The organism is Dyadobacter sp. HNCC25DJ185 (genome assembly GCF_056895195.1).
In genome coordinates, this window is record NZ_JBXHAR010000007.1 from 377080 (window position 1) to 395414 (window position 18335).

Annotated in this window: 9 protein-coding genes; 6 read left to right on the forward strand and 3 right to left on the reverse strand. The window is 50.4% G+C overall.

What is annotated here, in order from left to right; all coding sequences use genetic code 11:
• Positions 1-6 precede the first annotated feature (6 nt).
• The gene (locus AC1XUF_RS21595) at positions 7-543 is read right to left on the reverse strand and encodes a VOC family protein (RefSeq protein ID WP_483343909.1); all 537 of its coding nucleotides are present in this window, start codon (positions 541-543) and stop codon (positions 7-9) included.
• 56 nt (positions 544-599) lie between these two features.
• Complete coding sequence (locus AC1XUF_RS21600) at positions 600-1316, reverse strand: helix-turn-helix transcriptional regulator (RefSeq protein ID WP_483343910.1); 717 nt, start codon at positions 1314-1316, stop codon at positions 600-602.
• 461 nt (positions 1317-1777) lie between these two features.
• Here AC1XUF_RS21600 and AC1XUF_RS21605 point away from each other — a divergent pair, with 461 nt between their 5' ends.
• Entirely contained in the window at positions 1778-4960 is a 3183-nt protein-coding gene (locus AC1XUF_RS21605) for a chemotaxis protein CheB (RefSeq protein ID WP_483343911.1), read from the forward strand.
• Between the two features lie 56 nt (positions 4961-5016).
• On the opposite strand, the gene AC1XUF_RS21610 is transcribed toward AC1XUF_RS21605, so the two are convergent.
• Positions 5017-8298: a PAS domain-containing response regulator gene (locus AC1XUF_RS21610; protein WP_483343912.1), complete on the reverse strand. Its 3282-nt coding sequence runs from the start codon at positions 8296-8298 to the stop codon at positions 5017-5019.
• A 399-nt stretch (positions 8299-8697) separates the two neighbouring features.
• On the opposite strand from AC1XUF_RS21610, the gene AC1XUF_RS21615 reads away from it, so the two are divergent.
• From AC1XUF_RS21615 to AC1XUF_RS21635, 5 genes are all read left to right on the forward strand, one after another.
• On the forward strand, positions 8698-9372 hold the full coding sequence (locus AC1XUF_RS21615; RefSeq protein ID WP_483343913.1) for an RNA polymerase sigma-70 factor: 675 nt from the start codon (positions 8698-8700) through the stop codon (positions 9370-9372).
• A gap of 63 nt (positions 9373-9435) precedes the next feature.
• Entirely contained in the window at positions 9436-10431 is a 996-nt protein-coding gene (locus AC1XUF_RS21620) for a FecR family protein (protein ID WP_483343914.1), read from the forward strand.
• 18 nt (positions 10432-10449) lie between these two features.
• The gene (locus tag AC1XUF_RS21625; protein ID WP_483343915.1) at positions 10450-13890 is read left to right on the forward strand and encodes a SusC/RagA family TonB-linked outer membrane protein; all 3441 of its coding nucleotides are present in this window, start codon (positions 10450-10452) and stop codon (positions 13888-13890) included.
• Positions 13891-13906: 16 nt separating this feature from the next.
• Positions 13907-15661 carry a RagB/SusD family nutrient uptake outer membrane protein gene (locus AC1XUF_RS21630; protein ID WP_483343916.1) on the forward strand — a complete coding sequence of 585 codons (1755 nt, stop codon included), beginning with the start codon at positions 13907-13909 and terminating at the stop codon, positions 15659-15661.
• Positions 15662-15752: 91 nt separating this feature from the next.
• On the forward strand, positions 15753-18320 hold the full coding sequence (locus tag AC1XUF_RS21635) for a T9SS type A sorting domain-containing protein (RefSeq protein WP_483343917.1): 2568 nt from the start codon (positions 15753-15755) through the stop codon (positions 18318-18320).
• The last annotated feature ends 15 nt before the right edge of the window (positions 18321-18335 follow it).

Here is an 18335-nt window from a genome sequence, read left to right on the forward strand (position 1 = left end):
CGAATTTCAGTTTTGAAAAAAGGCTTTTTGGGCAATAAATGCTTCGCCGAGCGATCGTTGGATATAGGCGATCCCCTCCTGGGCTGCCGGGGTGGATGCACGTTGCGCGATGTCGGGATCCGTGAAACTGATTTCTTCCACGCGCTCGTTGAGCCACCAGAGGTTTCCAAAGGGATCGAGAATCCTGCAGACCTTTTCCCCAAACCAGAGCGATGTAATATCGGTCACTGATTTCGCCCCGGATTCGAGCGCCTTCTGATAAGTGGTTTCGATATTTTCCACATAAAGATTCAAAAAAGCGGGCGTTGGTGCCCAGCCCTCGCGCGAGTCGAAGAGCATGACGATCGCTTCACCGATTTTTACGACCACGTGGATAATACGCCCTTCCTCATTGGTGATCCTGCTGTAAGGGATTTCTTCTGCGTCAAAAGCACTCCGTAAAAACCCGATCAATTCCGCCGATGAGCGTGAGATGATCCATGGCGTGACCGGCATATATCCTTCTGGGGTCAATGGTGTTTTTTTTGCTTCGCTGTTGTTCATGTTTCTCGTTTTTAAGTGATGGCACGAAACAAGCGGCTACTGGTGACAGCCATATGTCAGGGGTCTCGGAATTTACTTTTATAATTTTCAAGATATGCTTCCAGGCTGATTTGGTGTGGAGGGAAGGTCTTTTGGGTGATTTCCATTTTTTGGATCCTGTCGAAGCGGAAAAGCCGGAAGTCCCTGCGTGTCTGGCACCATGCGATCAGATACCAGCTGTCCCCCACACGGTTGATCACCGCGAAGGGCTCGACAAGCCGGGTCGTGGTTTCGCCGCTGGCCGGTGAATAATACTCTAGTTTGACGACATTGAAATTCGTAAGCGCTATTTGCAGTGCGGATAAAAGATTGCTGGACACTTTTTGATGTGAGGTTTCCTCGAATGCGACACGCTCCGAAAGAAGCGATGCTTTTTCTTTGGAATTGTTTCTCAGGATGGCCTTGATTTTGGTGACGCCGCTCGCATAATTGGCCGTCAGCGACAAATCGTTGTTTAACAATACAAGCTTTTGGGCGGTTATAAACGCATTTGCCTCTTCTTCTGTAAACATGACGGGCGGCAGGCGGTATCCTTCCATCAAATGATATCCTTTTCCTTCTTCCGTCACAACAGGCACACCCGCACTTTCCAGTGTCCGGATATCACGGTAAATTGTCCTGGTGCTGACATTGAATTTTTCGGCAAGGTCCGTCGACGTGATCATCCGCTTCGACTGCAGTTGGGTCAGAATGGCGATGAGTCTTGCCAGCCTCGGTTTGTCCTTTTCTATCACGGTTATTGTCAATTGAATGTCATTATTTTATCTTTTTTAAACAGTAACTATAAGACCACGTCTATCGGGATCGTCCATCATTGCGGCATGCCAAACCCAGTCCCGGTTTGCCCGGGGCGGTCGGGTCAGGGCTTAGGGGCCTTGCTCGGGCACAATATACGCCTCAGTATCCCATGCATTCCACTTACACCACTTTTGTTTAACAAAACGGCCGCCCGTTGCGAGATCCTGGCGACCTGAAACAATAACGACACGAACTGCCAGATCGCCCGGCTTAGCCGGAATCCTGTTCGCACGGAATATAAAGCAGGCTTTAGTAATCAATAAATTATAAATCAATTTTAAATGCTAACCTTGTCAAATTAATTCCCGTAACGTCGACCAATTACACCGCCGCTACTTTACGACGATCAAGCGCCACACTCATGATGGAATTCATCTCACGTTAAACCGAAGGTATTATGTCTACCATGTTGCCGCACCATATCATAGCCATTGGTGCCTCCGCCGGAGGGCTTGAAGAATTGATTACCTTTTTCGAACATACGCCTTTGGATGGGGTTTCGTATGTGATTGTGCAACATTTATCCTCTGATTTCAAAAGCAGGATGGTTGAATTGCTGTCGAGGCACAGCAAGCTCATTGTGCAGGAGGCCGAGGACGGCATGCTGGTGCTGCCTAACCAAGTTTACCTGATCCCTAACGATAAGTTTCTGACCATCAGTGCACAAGTGCTGTACCTGAGCGAAAAAACAATCGAAAGGACGCCCTACCTGACCATCAATAAATTTTTCATATCACTCGCTGCCGACTGTGGCCCGCGGGCTATCGGGGTCGTTTTATCGGGCCTTGGGTCGGATGGGAGCGACGGGGCCAAGGCGATTAAAAAATCAGGCGGCGTTGTGATCGCCCGTGATCCCCAATACGCCGAGTTCAGCAGCATGCCCTCCAATGCGATTGCAACCGGGATGGTCGATTTCATTCTCGAGCCCGAAGCAATGCCAGCAGCTATTGAAGAATATGTTAAAAGGGAGCTGGACCTGGTAGCCTCTCACATGACCGATGAACAGAACGTGAATGAAATCATCGGGCTCATCAGCGAGCAGTTGCCGCTTGATTTTTCCGACTACAAGCAAAGTACCATTTTAAGAAGGATCAAGAGACGAGCCGCCAATCAAAGTTTCGGCACGCTGCAAAGCTATCTGGATTTTGTAAAAGAAAATCCGGCGGAAATCGAGACACTGGCCAAAGACTTTCTGATCAGCGTCACCGCATTTTTCCGTGACAGCGAGGCTTATGCCACGATTGAAACCGAGGTGTTCCCGGCTATTATCCAAAGTCTGGATCCGGGTCAGGAACTCCGGGTATGGGTAGCCGGGTGCGCCACGGGCGAGGAAGCTTATTCGATGGCGATGCTGGTGACCGAGCAGCTCGGGGAGAAGGCCGATGGACACCCGGTCAAGATCTTTGCCACGGACATCGACACCATGGCCCTTGCACAAGCCAGCCGGGGCCTATATAGTCCGTCGGTCACAAGGAATATTTCCGCCGAGCGCCTGGAAAAATTTTTCATTTTAGAAGGCGATCAGTACAGGGTCAATCCCGAAATCCGAAAGATGGTGATATTTGCCCAGCACGACCTGGTCAAAAACCCGCCTTACTGCAATATGCATCTGATCAGCTGCCGTAACCTGCTGATCTATATGACACCGGTGCTTCAAAAGAAGATATACCTCATGCTTCTGTTTGGTCTCAGGCAACATGGGTATCTGTTCTTGGGGTCAAGTGAAAACCCAACCCCGATACTGCAGAGCCTTGCTGTCATCGATAAAAAATGGAGGGTCTACCAAAATCAGGACGAAAATCAGGCTGTCCGGTTCGACGCCTTTTCGTTGCCGCAAATTTCCTATAACAAGCCTCTCACAGGTACTCTGCCCGTTGAGGGTACGTTCAAGAATATCGGCCGGACATTGGGCGATGCCGTCAATGAAACCTTGATGAAGGATTTGGAGGGCCTGATCATATGCATTGACCAAAACTACAAAATCCTGAAATCATACGGGGAAACATCCCGGTTTCTGCTCCAGAAGATCATGACGATGGATTTGATGGAGCTCCTGCCACCCACACTGGCCGTTGTTTTCAAGTCGGGAATGGACCAGCTCGCCACTACAGGGCAGGCAACCTCCGTGAGCGGGATCAAGATCAGGCACGGGGAAGAAGTGATTGAAGTAAGCCTCAAAATCAGTCCGATGGTTTTTAAGGGTAGAAATACCGGGTGCTATTTGATACGCTTTCAGGAAGGGGGACCTTCCGATCTCCAAAAAGCAACCGACCAGGTATTTGATGAATCGCTTTATTTTAACAGTTATACAATAAGCCTGGAAAGGGAAAATCGGGAATACAAGGAGAGGCTTTTGGCCTCGGATGAAAAGCTCTACGCGCTCAATGAGAACATGCAGTCCTTCAATGAAGAGTTGCTTTCGGCCAATGAGGAAATGCAGAGCACCAATGAGGAAATGCAATCGGTCAATGAAGAATTGCATACGATCAACGTGGATTACCAACTTAAAAATAAGGAGCTCCAGGAGCTCAACGATGACCTCAACAACTATTTCCGCAGCAATATCAACGGACAGCTTTTTATTGACAGTGAGCTCCGCGTCATGCGGTTTTCGCCCGGGGCGGTCCAGCTTGTCAATCTGCAGGAAAGTGACATAGGAAGGCCATTGGCCAATATTTCGACAAATTTTAAGCTCGAAACCATTTTCGAAGACATCAGGCAGGTATTGGTTGATGAAAAAGTAATCACCAGGGAAATTGAGACCCATGGCGGCAGCTGGTTCCAGGTGATGACCATGCCGTACGTGCGGCAGGCCGATCAGCGGGCCAGTGGATTGATTATTACTTTCAACGATATTACCATGCTAAAACGGGTGCAGCGTCAGCTGGACAAGAAAAACGAGGTTCTGATGCGCATCAATGCCGATCTTGATAATTTTGTGCATACCGCTTCCCATGACCTGCTGGAGCCTTTGGGGAACATCGAAGGGTGCATTTCGTTACTGACCGCTGAGGACACTACGGAAGCGGAGTTAAGGGAACTTCTGCCGATGATTGATATATCCATTAAAAAATTTCGTGACCTGATCAGGGAAATCGCGGTAGTGGCCAAAATTGAAAATGATGCGCTGACCATTGAAAAAAATGATCTCGATGAACTGATTGATAACATCGAGTGGGGCCTGAATGGCAGTATTAAATCAACGGGTGCTTCGATCATCAGAAACCTGGAGATCAGAGAACTCAATTTTTCCAAGAAAAACCTGCGGAGTATTCTTTACAACCTGGTCGCAAACAGCCTGAAATACAGGTCGGAAAAGACACCTGTTATTATGATCGAGAGTTCTGTCCATGCTGAGGGGATCGCGCTGTCGGTCTCGGATAACGGTGTAGGTATGCAGAAACCGGATATTGAGAAGATATTCAACAAATATGCCCGGCTGAAGACCGAGGTGGACGGGTACGGCATTGGCCTATACCTGACCAAAAAAATTGTAGATGCTTCGGGCGGCAGTATTTTGGTTGAAAGCGAGCCAGGTGAAGGGAGCCGTTTTACGATTTACTTTAACAGCGGGATTTAGGGAATCATCGCAGATGATCGCTCCGGCAGCGGTTTAAGATATCGTTGCCAGTACGATTACCGGCCCAGTTCTGTATTTTTGGTTTTATCGGAGATGGTTTTGATGGCATCGTCCAGCTCGTTTGCTGCAATGAGCAAATACTCCAGCATGGTTTCCCGCTCCTCCGCGTAGGTATCTATGTCCTTGATCATCGGAATAATACCCATGATCCTGGCGAGCGGGGACCTCACTACATGCGACTGTATCCAGGCGATCTCACGAAGTTTGGTATTTTGCTGTTCAACGGCCTGGATGTAGTTGAACCTTTCGGTCATATCGCTGGCGATGACAATTTTCGCCGACTTGCCCCGGTAAGTGATGATGTTGCTTTGGATGTCAACCTGGATCAGCGTGCCATCCTTCTTTTGGTGCCTGAATATTCCCCGGGTAATGAATTTTTGCCCGCCCGAATTTTCCAACGCCAGGATCTCGTCCAACTTCTGCATGTCCTCCTCTGGTCTGATTGCTTTGATCGTCATCGACAGGAATTCATCGAGGGTATATCCGTAAGCACATAGTGCAGCGTCATTCACATCCAGAAATCGCAGGGTTTCCAGGTCAAAGACCCACATCGGCAGCGGGCTTAAATGGAAGAGGCTGCTGTAATTGCGTTCCGACTCCTCAAGGGCAGAAAGTGTTTGCTTTTTTTCTGTGATGTCTGACGAGATACCCATGATACCGGTAAATTGATGATACTGGTCGTAAATAGGCGAATTGGTGATGGATGCGGGAAAATGCGTTCCGTCTTTTCGCTGGACCATCAGTTCCCCGGACCATGCCTTACCTGACTTCAGCATCGTCATTATTTCTCCGGCCTTGGCAAGCGACTCTCTGGCCGGGGTGAGGTCCATGATGTTTTTATTTAAAGCCTCCTGGGCACTCCAGCCATAAATTTGCTCTGCCGCCTTATTCCAGAAAATGACGGACCCTTCCAGATTGGTGGCAATCGCCGATTGCCCGATGGTATCAAGTAAGTTCGCCTGAAACCTGGTTCTTTCGTTGGATTGTTTTTCTTCTGTCATGTCATGAACATAGCACGACAACCCGATGACGGCATTTTCTTTCCAAATGGGATTGATGGAAAAGTGGGTGTATGTATTGGATCCGTTCGCTTGGAATTTCTTTTCGAACTTTACCGTCTGCCCTTCCAGCGCCCTTGAATAAATTTCGAGCCATTCTTCGGCGCCATCGGGGTCAAATGTGCCGATGAAGTCGAAAATAGGGTAGCCGGGGTGGATGGTAACGCCGTAGAGGCTTTTCATGTTTTCCACAAGCCGGCTGTTAAAAGTAATGTAGTTGAACTTCCTGTCAAGGGAGTAGATAAATGCCTCCGTATTCTCAATGATCGCATTCAGATTGGCCTGGGAGGCAATGATCAATTCGTCGGTTTTTTTTCGCTGGGTGATTTCCTGGCATGTGCCGCTGGCCCGAAGGGCATTCCCCTGCTCGCTTTTGACGATATGCCAGCGTTCTTCCACTATTTTTTCCAGTCCGCTGGCCGTGACAATGCGGTGCTCGACACAATGCGAACTATTTTCAGTGATCGAGTTCCGGATCTCGAGATCTACCATTTCGCGATCATCGGGGTGGATCAGCGCTAAAAAACCCTGGTAAGTAGGACTGAAATCCTCGGGGATTGCCTCAAAAATGTGATAGGTTTCTTCTGACCAGAATAGTTTTAATGTGCTCAGATCGGCCTCCCAGCTTCCGATTTTTGCGATGGCCTGCGCCTCGTTCAATCTGGATTGGCTCAGCAAAAGCTTTTCTTCCGTGGCTTTGAGCGCGGTGATATTCTGATGGGAAATGACCACCTTCGCTTCATCGTCCCCGAAATGCATGACATGGAGGATAAACCATCTCTTTTCGGTCGGGGAATGGCACGGGTATTCCAGCTCGAAGACCGGAACAACCTTTTTGAACACGGACAGGATTCCTTCGAGGGCCCTGGCGGCATCACTTTCCCCTGCTGTAATTGCTTTTTCGCAAGCCGCGAAATAATTGCTTCCCGTTGAAGTCCGTGCGAGCGGGAGCCCTTCATTTGCCCTTGCAAAGTCGTCCCAGGCTTTGTTGACCGCAATAATTGTCCCTGCACTGTTGATTACGGCGATGTGTGAGGTCAGCGAAGAGAGTATGCCCTTGTTGAATTGCTCGCTTTCATAGAGCTGCATGTCGATAGCCCTCCTTTGGCTGATATCCCGGATGATCATGGCGGTATTTTCAGTTCCAAAGGTGTCACTGAACACCGTAGAGGATATTTCACCCGGAAATGTTGTGCCGTCTTTCCGTTTCAATGTGAGTGCTCCGATTGCCCTGCCGGCAAGATCCCGTTCCCGCAATAACTTGCCCAAGGCCGGGTCGTTCAGGTCTACCAGGCCGTCTCTTCCTGCTGAGACTATCTCATCCACGCTCATTTGGAAAATTTCGCAGGCGGAACGGTTGGCGGCTACTACCTTCCCATTTTTCGTTGTGAGCAGGATTCCATCCATGCTTGTCTCAAACAAAAGCTGATATTTTTCTTCCAAGAGCTTTCTTTCTGTGATGTCCCGAAAATTGTCGACGATCCCGTTCACAGCCGGATCATCCAGGCAATTGGTCACTACTGCCTCTATCCACCGCCAGCCGCCATCCTTATGCAACATTTTGCCGGTATGTCCTTTGATCGGGACGCCCGGACTGGCAAGCACTTTCTCAAGAATCAGCGCGGTTGGTGCCAGATCGTCCGGATGCATCATAGCAGCGAGATCCATCTGCATGATCTCTGCCTGGGAATAGCCCAATACTTTGCTGACAGATGGCGAAACATAGGTTGGTTTTCCCGTCTGATCAAGAATTACCACTGTGTCGGCGCTGTTTTCAATCAGCGAGCGATAGCGGTTTTCGCTGACGACAAGTTCTTCATTGGAAATTTGTCTCTCGTTTTCGAGGCGAAACCTTCGTAAAGCCTGTTCGATGGCAACCGGTAGCCTGCCAGGCCGGTCTTTTACGATATAGTCATCGGCGCCCTGACCGACCAGGGCGATTGCCGCTGGCTCTGAACCTATTCCAGCCAGGACGATGAAAGGTATCCTCATCCCGGTTTCCTTGAAAAGGGCCAGTGCTTCGTGCATATCAAAATCGGGAGTAGGGTGGGCTGCAAGAATAACGTCGGGTAGGAAGGTGGATAAGGATGCCAGGAAGTCGGTCGGGGAGGTTACCACGAATAGCTGGTATGTGTGCTGGTTCTTCCATAACGCATTGCGGACCGCAAGCGAATCTTCAGTGCTGGTTTCGAGATGCAATATCCTTACTGCTTTATCCATGACCGTCTATTTTTCATTGCCTTGGTTCCGGCAGCTCGCTGGTTTTGGACGGTGCACGATGGCTGAAACGTCTCCGTGTGAAGGTACCACGGTTAGATGGATATATGGTACTGCTGGCTATAACTAATTTGCCTGGTTATCAATTGTTTATATGTAAGGGGTCAACAGCGGTACCAACTTTTGCGTTGGGAGAGGAAAACCATGAGAAGACTTTTGCCTTAAATGTGCTGATGGCAAAAGCCTTGCGCGCCACGACCGGGCTTGATCAGGGCCGGTACAGCATTCTAAAAATATTTAAAAAAAATCTGCATTTACTGTAAGTAGTGTACACGTGCTTACTAGTCTGTAAGTATACTTTGAATAGAAGTTTACTAATAAATTCTTGTCCTCTTTTTACGTATGAAATTTAAGGCACTCACAAACCGTAGCGCAGACCAGGTTTCAAGTCAGCTGTTGGCAGTAAACAAAGAGGAGGAAAAAGAGGCCGATGGTTCGGAGCATCAGGACGATGAGTTTTTTATCAGGGCCACATTACTGGAAAATTACCAGCTGGGCACCGAATTGCTTTACAGCCGGTACTACCAGCCGCTTTGCACCCATGCCATCAAGTTTGTGGCCTCGCGTGAAATCGCCGAGGACATTGTTTCGGATATTTTCTATCAGTTTTATGCCAAGCGGATCTTCGACAAGATCGCTACTTCTTACCGCGCTTACTTGTTCAGGGCCGTGCGGAATAAAGGATATGACTATCTGAAATGGGAGGCGGCGAAGAAAATGCCGATGGAAGACCATTTCGATGTGATCGGCAGCGAATCCCAGCACCCCGACCAGATCACCCAATATGAAGAGCTGTACCAGGACCTGGAAAAGATCATCAACGGTCTGCCGCGGCAGCGACGGAGTATTTACCTGCAATTCAATTTCGAAGGAAAATCCTTTAAAGAAATTGCCCAAGAACTGGATATCTCCGTTCGGACGGTGGAAGTCCAGATTTACCGCGCACGCCAGACGGTTCGCTCGATGATTAAAAATAAATGGTTTATCTCACTCCTGATGATGCTTTCTTTCTCGTAGCGCTGCCACGTTACTGCTTGCGAGTGCGCTTGAAAAATGGAGCTATTTAAAAAAATACAAAAAATGAATCCTGAAATCACCAAGGAATTACTGTTCGACCACTTCCGGGGCAACGCGTCGGCCATCCAGCGCCAGCAGATCGACGAATGGGCCCGGCTGCCGGAAAATGAAGAGCTTTTTTACAAATATCTGGTGGAATGGGAGCTGGCCCGGCCACAATATACCGTCGATGTGCAGCGTGGAATCGAAAGGTTCAGAAAAAACATCCTGTCTGCCGGGGAGGAATATGTTTCCGGGCCGGAACCCGGATTCGGCAGAAGGAGACTTGCGCTACTGGTCGCTGCATGTATCGCATTGCTGGCAGTTGCCTGCGGCTGGTTTTTTCAGAAACAGATCCTGTACCGTGAGCTTTCGACTGCGCCGGGGGAAATCAAATCATGGACACTGGCCGATGGCAGCAGGGTAAGTCTCAACACAAATTCCGTACTGACCGTGCCGCGCTGGGGGTTTGGTGCCAACAGCCGGGAAGTACATCTGAAAGGGGAGGCGGAATTTGTAGTGACGCACCAGCAAAACGGACAACGATTTGTCGTCAAAACCGAAGATGCAGTGGATGTGGTGGTATTGGGGACGGAATTTACCGTTTACAGCCGCTCCGATAAAACGCAGGTCTTGCTAAGTAAGGGCAAAGTAAGGGTACAGCAGCAGAATGGAGCCAAAAAGCGGGAAATGCTGATGGTACCGGGGGACCGCCTGACATTTGACAAAGGGAGTATCAGCCAAAACCGTTTCGACAAGCCCGCCGAATACGCCACCTGGAAGGAATCACGGTTTGTTTTTAACAAAACCTCTCTCACCGAAATCGCCCGGCTGCTCGAAACGAACTATAACCTGACCGTTAAAATAACACAGCCCGAACTCGCCGACCTGACGGTGTCAGGCTCCTTCAAGGCACTGGACCACGTCGAGCTGATCAACTCCATATCGCAAATCCTTGACATTCAATATAAAATAGACGGAAAGCGCGTGACTTTTTCGCCCAGTGAAGTATCTGAGTAATTCCTAAACCCAATTAGTATGATGAAAATAATACCAGGTATCCTGTTGGTGCTGGTTTGCGGGCTCACGAGATGCCCCGCCCAGACGCTGGCCATGAAGCCCAGCCAGGAAGTAAAAAGTGCCGGTCAGTCCGCCAGCCTGAAATTGTCGGATGTTTTGAGCCGGTTCAAAACACACTATCAAGTAGACATTCTGTATGCCGACCGTGCGGTGAAAAACCGGATGGTGGCACCTGCCTCGGTGAACTGGCAGGACAGGCTTGAGGCCAATCTGGAAAGGATATTGCCTGCCGCAGGCTTGCAATATGTCCAGCAGAAAGGCGGGTCGTTCGTGATCATCACAGCCCCTAAGCCGCCTGAAAGAAAACCAGAGGGCGACGCTCCGAAAGCCGCCGCGCTTCCTCCTGCCACAAACCAGGGCAATGTGCCGGCCGCGCAGGAACTCAGGGCGGCCAGTGCGGAAAAAACCATTTCCGGAACCGTTACCGATGAAAAAAATGAGCCACTCCCGGGGGTAAGCGTGGTGTTGAAAGGAACGCAGACAGGCACGATTACCGACATCACTGGAAAATACAGCCTTCATTTGGCTGGCGAGGAGGGCACGCTGGTGTTCAGCTATGTCGGATATCTGCACCAGGAAGTGCAGATCGGTAATCAAACTACCATGGATATTATGCTGCTGGCCGATAACAAAGCGCTGGAAGAAGTGGTGGTAGTCGGGTACGGAAGCCAGAAAAAGGCCAGTGTCACCGGGTCCATCGCGACAGTCAAAACCCAGGATCTTGTTAAATCCCCCGCAGCGAGCCTGGCCAATGCATTGGCTGGCCGCCTCCCCGGGCTGGTCTCCAAGCAAACCAGCGGTCAGCCGGGGTTTGATCAGGCCAATATCAATATCAGGAACTTCGGGCGTGCGCTGGTGATCGTGGATGGTACCGAGCAGCCCTTCAATAACATTGATCCCAATGAAGTGGAGTCTATTTCAATTCTGAAGGATGCCTCGGCGGCGATTTATGGTGCCCGGGCAGGAAACGGCGTGGTACTGGTAACCACCCGGAGAGGCTCCACCGGAAAACCGAAGATCACATTGAATACCACGCTGACCAGCCAGTCTTATACCAATTTCCCCGAGCCGGTGAATGCCGGGCAATACGCCACATTGTACCGGGAAATCCAGATGAATTCGGGCATTGCCGGCAATGCGGCCAAATATTCGGAAGCCGATATTGCCAAGTACTATGCCGGCAACGATCCGCAATTCCCAAACACCAACTGGTTCGACCAGATCATGCGGAAACATGCGCCGCAGCAACAATACAATTTTACCGTAAGCGGCGGGACGGATAAGGTCAAGTACTACACATTTCTGGGTTATGTAAACCAGGACGGCATGTTCAAAGGAGATAACACGGGATACAAGCGTTTCAATGTGCGTTCCAATGTGGATGTGAACCTTACTTCCAGGCTTACCTTGTCGCTGGACCTTTCGGCTATCCGCGAAAATATTCGTCAGTCCAACCGGCCTGCTTCCGAAGAATGGTTCTGGATGGATTTTTTCGACAGTACGCCCACTTCTCCTTCCTCTTTCCCGGACCCCACCAAAGTGCCGCACATTAGTCCGGGGCCGTTTAATGCGATCATCAATACGCATGAAGAGCTGGGCGGTTATTATAAGGTTTTCAAAACAACGGTCAATGGTTCGGCCCGGCTGAATTACAATGTGAAAGAAATCGAAGGATTGAGCCTGCGGCTGCGTGCCAACTACTTCCAGATTCAGCAGGAGGATAAAAAGTGGACGAAACAGAATGATATCTGGGATTACGATTACACGGCCGACAAATACACGCTTTACGGAAAATCTTCGCCTACTTCTCTCAGCCAGGCGTACACGACCAACCAGGTATTTACGGGCCAGCTCTCCGCGAATTACGAGCATACATTCCGGAATGCGCACGCCTTCAATGGTTTATTGCTCTTTGAGGCGATCGATTACAACAACAAAAATTTCTCAGCCTACCGCGAAAATTACATTACCAGCGCTATCGACCAGCTTTTCGCCGGCGGGACGGCCAACCAGCAGGCCAACGGCAGCGCGACCGTGAGCGGCAGGGCCAGTTTCGTAGGCAGGCTCAACTACGGATTTAAAGACAAGTACCTCGCCGAGGTCACCATGCGGTACGATGGCTCCCCCAATTTTCCGAAAGAAAAAAGGTGGGGATTGTTTCCCAGTGTTTCCGCCGGGTGGCGCATTTCGGAGGAATCGTTTTTTAAAAACAAGGTGCGCTGGGTGGATAACCTCAAACTGCGGGGCGGGATCAGTCAAACCGGCTTCGATGACATTGGTGCCTTCCAGTACCTGACCGGCTATCAATTCTCAGACTTCAATGTCGTGGGCGAAAAAGAAGTACCGGGCCTGGCCACGACCGGGCTTGCCAATACGAATATTACCTGGGAGACCATGACATTGTCCAATGTGGGTCTTGAACTCTCCCTATTCGGCGGAAAGATTTATACCGAAATGGATGTTTTCTCCCGTTTTCGCGACCATATGCTCGGCACACGGGTGGCATCGCTGCCCAGTACTTTCGGGGCGTCACTTCCCAGTGAGAATATCAACAGCCAGCGCACGCGCGGCTTCGAGGTAATGCTGGGCCACAGAGGGAATGCGGGTGGACTGAGGTACGACATCAGCGGCAATGTGTCTTATTCAAGATCGCGCTGGGTGCATTACGACGAGGTAACATACAGCGATCCCGATGACATCCGGCTCAAACAACTGACCGGCAAATGGACGGACTCCTACAATGCCTACCGTTCCGACGGCCTGTTCACGTCTGTAGAGGAGATACAGTCGCTGGGATACGATATGGATGGAAAAGGCAATACGACGCTCCATCCCGGTGATATCAAAATTGTGGATCTTAATAAGGACGGTATGGTAGACTGGCGGGACGTAACCAATATCGGGAGCGGCGGGACCCCGCATATCATGTACGGCGCAAATGTAAACCTCCGTTACAAGAAATTCGATTTCAGCGCATTGGCTCAGGGGTCTGCCGCTTATTATGTGCAGTTACAGGCAGGGAATATCAACCTGGACGGTGTGCGGACGCCTTATAAGGTGATCTGGGAAGAAAGATGGACGCCCGAAAACAACGACCGGAACGCGATCATCCCCAGGCAGACACTCGGCCAGCTCAGCAACAACTGGAACTCCGATTTCTGGTATAAAAATGCGTCTTACGTACGCTTGAAAAACATTCAATTGGGTTACACGGTCAACGCCAGCTTTTTGAAACGGTTTGGGGTCGACCAGGCCAGGTTGTTCTTTACCGGGGCTAACCTGCTTTCATTCAACCCGCTGCAAAAGTACGGGCTCGATCCCGAGTCGCCCGATGCAACCAGAGGATGGAGCTACCCGATCCAGAAAACGATGTCCGTAGGTATCAACCTGAATTTATAATTCAAAAATCACGATCATGAAATTGACATACATACTCGCCGTACTCCTTTCATGGGTAGCAGTTTCCTGCAATCAGGTATTGGACAAAGCGCCTCTTAACATTATTTCTGAAGACAAAGTGTGGAATGACGCCGTGCTGATCAATGCCTACGTCGACGGGGTTTATGCCGATATGGATTTTCTGGTACGCGACGGCTCCGGTTTCGAAGAAGTGGACCCCACATCCGGCTTGTCCGACGAGGGCCGCCAGGGACGCAGCTGGCATCCGCTGTTTTTTCAATGGAAGGCGGGGCTGCTCAACAAGGACGGCGGCTTACTGGAACTCTGGCCCTACGCCACAATCCGCAAAACGAACGAATTCCTGGAAAAAATAGAAACAACCACGGTGGTTTCAGAGGACCTGAAAAAGCAGCTCAAAGGCAAGATTCGTTATGCCCGCGCACTGATTTATTTCAATATGGTGAAAAGATATGGCGGGATACCATTGGTTACGCGGACACAGCAAATCGATGACCCCGAAGAAGAACTGTTTGTGTCCAGAAATAAGGAAGTGGAGGTGTATGATTTTATTTTAAATGAAATGGACGCGGTTTCGGCCGATTTGCCCGCATCCTATTCCGCAGCAGGCTATCCGACCAAATATGCGGCACTGGCGCTTAAAAGCAGGGCTGCATTGTTTGCCGCCAGTATCGCGACCTGGGGCAAAGTGGAAATCGACGGGCTGGTGGGCATCCCGGCCACGGAGGCGCAGCGTTTCTGGCAGGCTTCCTATGACGCGTCCAAACAGATCATCGATTCAAAAGCATTTGCCTTGTACAACAAGTTGCCCGGTCAAAAATCCGAGAACTTTCGGCAACTGTTTCTGGATGAGAACAATAGCGAAGTGATTTTTTCCAAACAGCTGACGGGCGTGAATGTGGGCAGCAACTACGACCTCTTTATGTCGCCCTTTCAATTTTGCCCGGGCTGGGGTGGCGCAAATACTGCCGTGTACCTCGAAATGGTCGAATCTTTTGAAAATGTGGATGGGACTTCCGGCAAGCTCGACCGCGCACTGGCGACCAGCAAGCCCTGGAACCTGTCGGAACTTTTCGCTAAAAAAGACCCGCGATTTTTCGCCACCGTTTACTATGAAGGAGATATGTGGAAAGGCGAGGCCATCGAAAACTGGGGCGGGATCATTACGCCTCAAGGTACCAAGGTGACCAGCGGATTTTATGAAGGCCGCGCCGCGCAGGGCCGGTCGTTTACGGCGGGGGGCTATGCCGGGGGCCAGATGACCGGTTTTAATGTCAAAAAATACCTGGATGATAAGTTGATACCTGTCGATCAGGGTAAAACGTCGGTCGACTTCATTGTGTTCCGGTACGGCGAAACGCTGCTGAACCTTGCCGAAGCCGCTTTTGAACTGAACAAACCGGAAGAAGCATTGGATGCCGTTAACCAGATCCGGGCGCGGGCGGGCATTAAATTACTGGCAACTGTTACGAGGGACAATATTCGCCAGGAACGCAAAGTGGAACTTGCTTTTGAGAACATTCGCTGGTGGGATTTGCGGAGATGGAGAATTGCAGAAAGTGCGATCACGCGCAAATTCAGCGGCATTTATACTTTTTATGATATGACCACCGGCAAGTTCAAGATCGAATTTAACGATGATGTGATGGCGGGCAGCCCGGCCAGTTTCCAGGCAAAGCATTACTATCTCCCGATCACCCCCGCAAGGATTTCCAATAACCCCAAACTAGGCCCCGAAAACCCCGGGTATTAGCGGGAAGTTTTGAAAATAATGATTGCAACAATTGCCCCGGAGCTTTTTCCGGGGACCGCTGACACTTTGTCCTGATCAAACCTGAATCACTATGAAACCAACTTTTAGATTGCTTTTTTGCCTGGCGCTATGGGTGGCGGGCAGCACCGTTACTCTTGCTCAAACGATTTTTCCGAGAGCCGCCGCCGTACCGTCCACGACGATCAGCCACGTGAATATCAATGGCAAAACTTTTCCGGAAATATTCACGGTGATGTCGTTGCAGGGCAATGTCAACCGCACCACGCCCCGTATGTTCGTTGTTGGAAACGGGCTGGTAGAAGCGGTGAGCGGCACTTCCACACAATTCTGGCTCGACAAGCTGACGGGTTATACCAAGACCGAGTACACCAATATCTATACATTGATCGACGATTTTTCCGCCGACGTAGCCGGGTGTGTTTTGTACGATCCCGCAGTGTTCAGTTATCCTTCGGGCGGTTTTTACCCTCCCGGCTTTCAGGTGAGCGACGATAACCTGGCCAAGATCAATGTCACTGCCATGCTGGCGGCCAAGCATCATGCCGTGATCCTGACCGAAGCGCAGCGCAACGAACTGATCACGAACTACGGATTAACGCTGCCCATCCTTGCCGATTCGCGAACACTGGCTTCCGACTGGCTGGGGCTGTACACCTGGGCAATGACCAACCTGGCGCCCGATATGCGGACGGATATCACCCATCACCTGTCCCATTTTTGTCTGGGCACACTGGACTATATCATCTCACAAAAGATCTTTACGTATAACAATTACCGTGGGACGAAAACGTCAGCGATTCTGGCCATGGAAGAAGCATTCCTGGACCTGACACCCGCCAATTCCCCCGTGATCGGCGTGTGGTATCTGCAGTCGGACGAAGGTAGTTTTGTGGAAAAGATTACCTCGAAAGGGAAGTTCGTGACCGTGACCTACGAGACCTTCAATCTCAGCTGGAGTACCGGACTTCCGCTGGCGACGCTTCCCGCCCAGCCACGTCGCAGCCTCACTTTCGATCCTGCCAAAGTGTATGTGTCCGTCACCCGCACCGATGGCGACAATATGTCCTTCCTCGACCGGATTTTCCCAAACAGTTTTGACAATGCCTTGCGCACCGACTATCCGCTGGGCTGGGAAATGCTGAGCACGGTCAATGAACTCAACCCGACGGTGGCAGCCTATTATTACGGGAATATCGAAAATTCAAACTTTGTAACACCCGTCTCCGGTGTGGGTTATACTGCCCCGATTATGCCCCTGGCAAGCCGTAAAGCCTTTCTTGATCAAAGCGATGCCTATATGCTGAAGACCGACCAGCGGGTGGTGCGCACCTTGTGGCAGGATTTCAAACAGGCCTTGCCTTATAGTTATCTGCAGAAGGCGAAAGGGGTGCTGGTAGGTTACAATGTGGGCGATGTGTCGGTGGCCAGCAACGCGAGCGCCAATATGATCGCCTGCGGTAAGGCTTTTATGAAAACCTATGATATCACCGAGCTTCCCAACATCAAGAATTACAGCGGAAGTAAGCCGGCGTTTTTCAATGTGAGTGTTTCCAGTATGAGCGTGAATGATATCGTTTCCCAGTTGAACACTTTCCCGACCAATTTCGAGGTGGTAACACCCGAAGAACTGGTCGATCTCTATCTCCAGTATGCTGATTACCTGGGCAAGCAATACAAGGATTTTACCGAAATCACCATTGAACCGACAGCGGATGCGGCAGGCGAGCAGCTGCATCTGTATGATTATGGATTTTCCAGCTTTGATTTCGGCAACCATTCGCGTTATGCGGACCTGAACAATTATTTCATCTACAAACTTTCGGTTGATCCCACTGTAACCGGCGTGAGCGTAGACCTCACGATGTACAATAACTACCTGGTACAGGCGGGACCGGACCCCTTTACCTGGACGGAGATAACCCGCTCGCCAGCGGATATTCACGATGGCAGCAACCTGGGTACTCACACTTTCGACCTGACCCCATACCTGAACGCCAATCACGAGATCTACCTCCGGTTCAGCGACGCTTCTCCTGCCGATGGCTGGGGCGGGGCGCTGGTAAAGCTGGAAATGACTACCACTTCACCCACACTTCCGGTCACATTTCTTCCGCTGAAAGTATCCAGGTCGGGCCAGACGGCATTGCTGAACTGGGGCACTGTGACGGCTGAGACCGACAGCTACTTTGAAATATTGCGCTCTCCGGATGCGCGTACTTTTGATTCCGTCGGAAAAGTTTTTGCAATAGATGAGGCTGCTGGTCAGTCACGCTATACATTCACGGACGAGGCCCCGCTGGCAGGCCATAACTATTACAGGATCAAGGGGGTGGACGATGCGGGAATGGTTACCTACACCAATATCGTTGCCGCCGACTTCAATCAGTTGAGGCAATTCAACACTTACCCGAATCCAGCCGGAACTACGGTGCAGTTGTCCTATAAAGCCTCGCAGGATGAATCCGCGGAGATCATTATACTCAATAGCTACGGGATTCCGGTTTCAACAAAAAAAGTGAAAGACCAGGCCGGGACCAATGTGCATGTGCTCAGCACAGCCGCACTTCAGCCGGGAATGTATGTGATCCGGCATCAGGGCTCCGGCGCAACGACCAGCTACAAGTTTGTGAAACAATGATTTCAGCATTTTAAA

What these genes read in the sequence shown, in the direction of transcription:
- AC1XUF_RS21620 (WP_483343914.1), top strand. Translation starts at nt 9,436, where the DNA reads ATGAATCCTGAAATCACCAAGGAATTACTGTTCGACCACTTCCGGGGC.
- AC1XUF_RS21615 (WP_483343913.1), top strand. Translation starts at nt 8,698, where the DNA reads ATGAAATTTAAGGCACTCACAAACCGTAGCGCAGACCAGGTTTCAAGT.
- AC1XUF_RS21635 (WP_483343917.1), top strand. Translation starts at nt 15,753, where the DNA reads ATGAAACCAACTTTTAGATTGCTTTTTTGCCTGGCGCTATGGGTGGCG.
- AC1XUF_RS21630 (WP_483343916.1), top strand. Translation starts at nt 13,907, where the DNA reads ATGAAATTGACATACATACTCGCCGTACTCCTTTCATGGGTAGCAGTT.
- AC1XUF_RS21605 (WP_483343911.1), top strand. Translation starts at nt 1,778, where the DNA reads ATGTCTACCATGTTGCCGCACCATATCATAGCCATTGGTGCCTCCGCC.
- AC1XUF_RS21595 (WP_483343909.1), bottom strand. Translation starts at nt 543, where the DNA reads ATGAACAACAGCGAAGCAAAAAAAACACCATTGACCCCAGAAGGATAT.
- AC1XUF_RS21610 (WP_483343912.1), bottom strand. Translation starts at nt 8,298, where the DNA reads ATGGATAAAGCAGTAAGGATATTGCATCTCGAAACCAGCACTGAAGAT.
- AC1XUF_RS21625 (WP_483343915.1), top strand. Translation starts at nt 10,450, where the DNA reads ATGATGAAAATAATACCAGGTATCCTGTTGGTGCTGGTTTGCGGGCTC.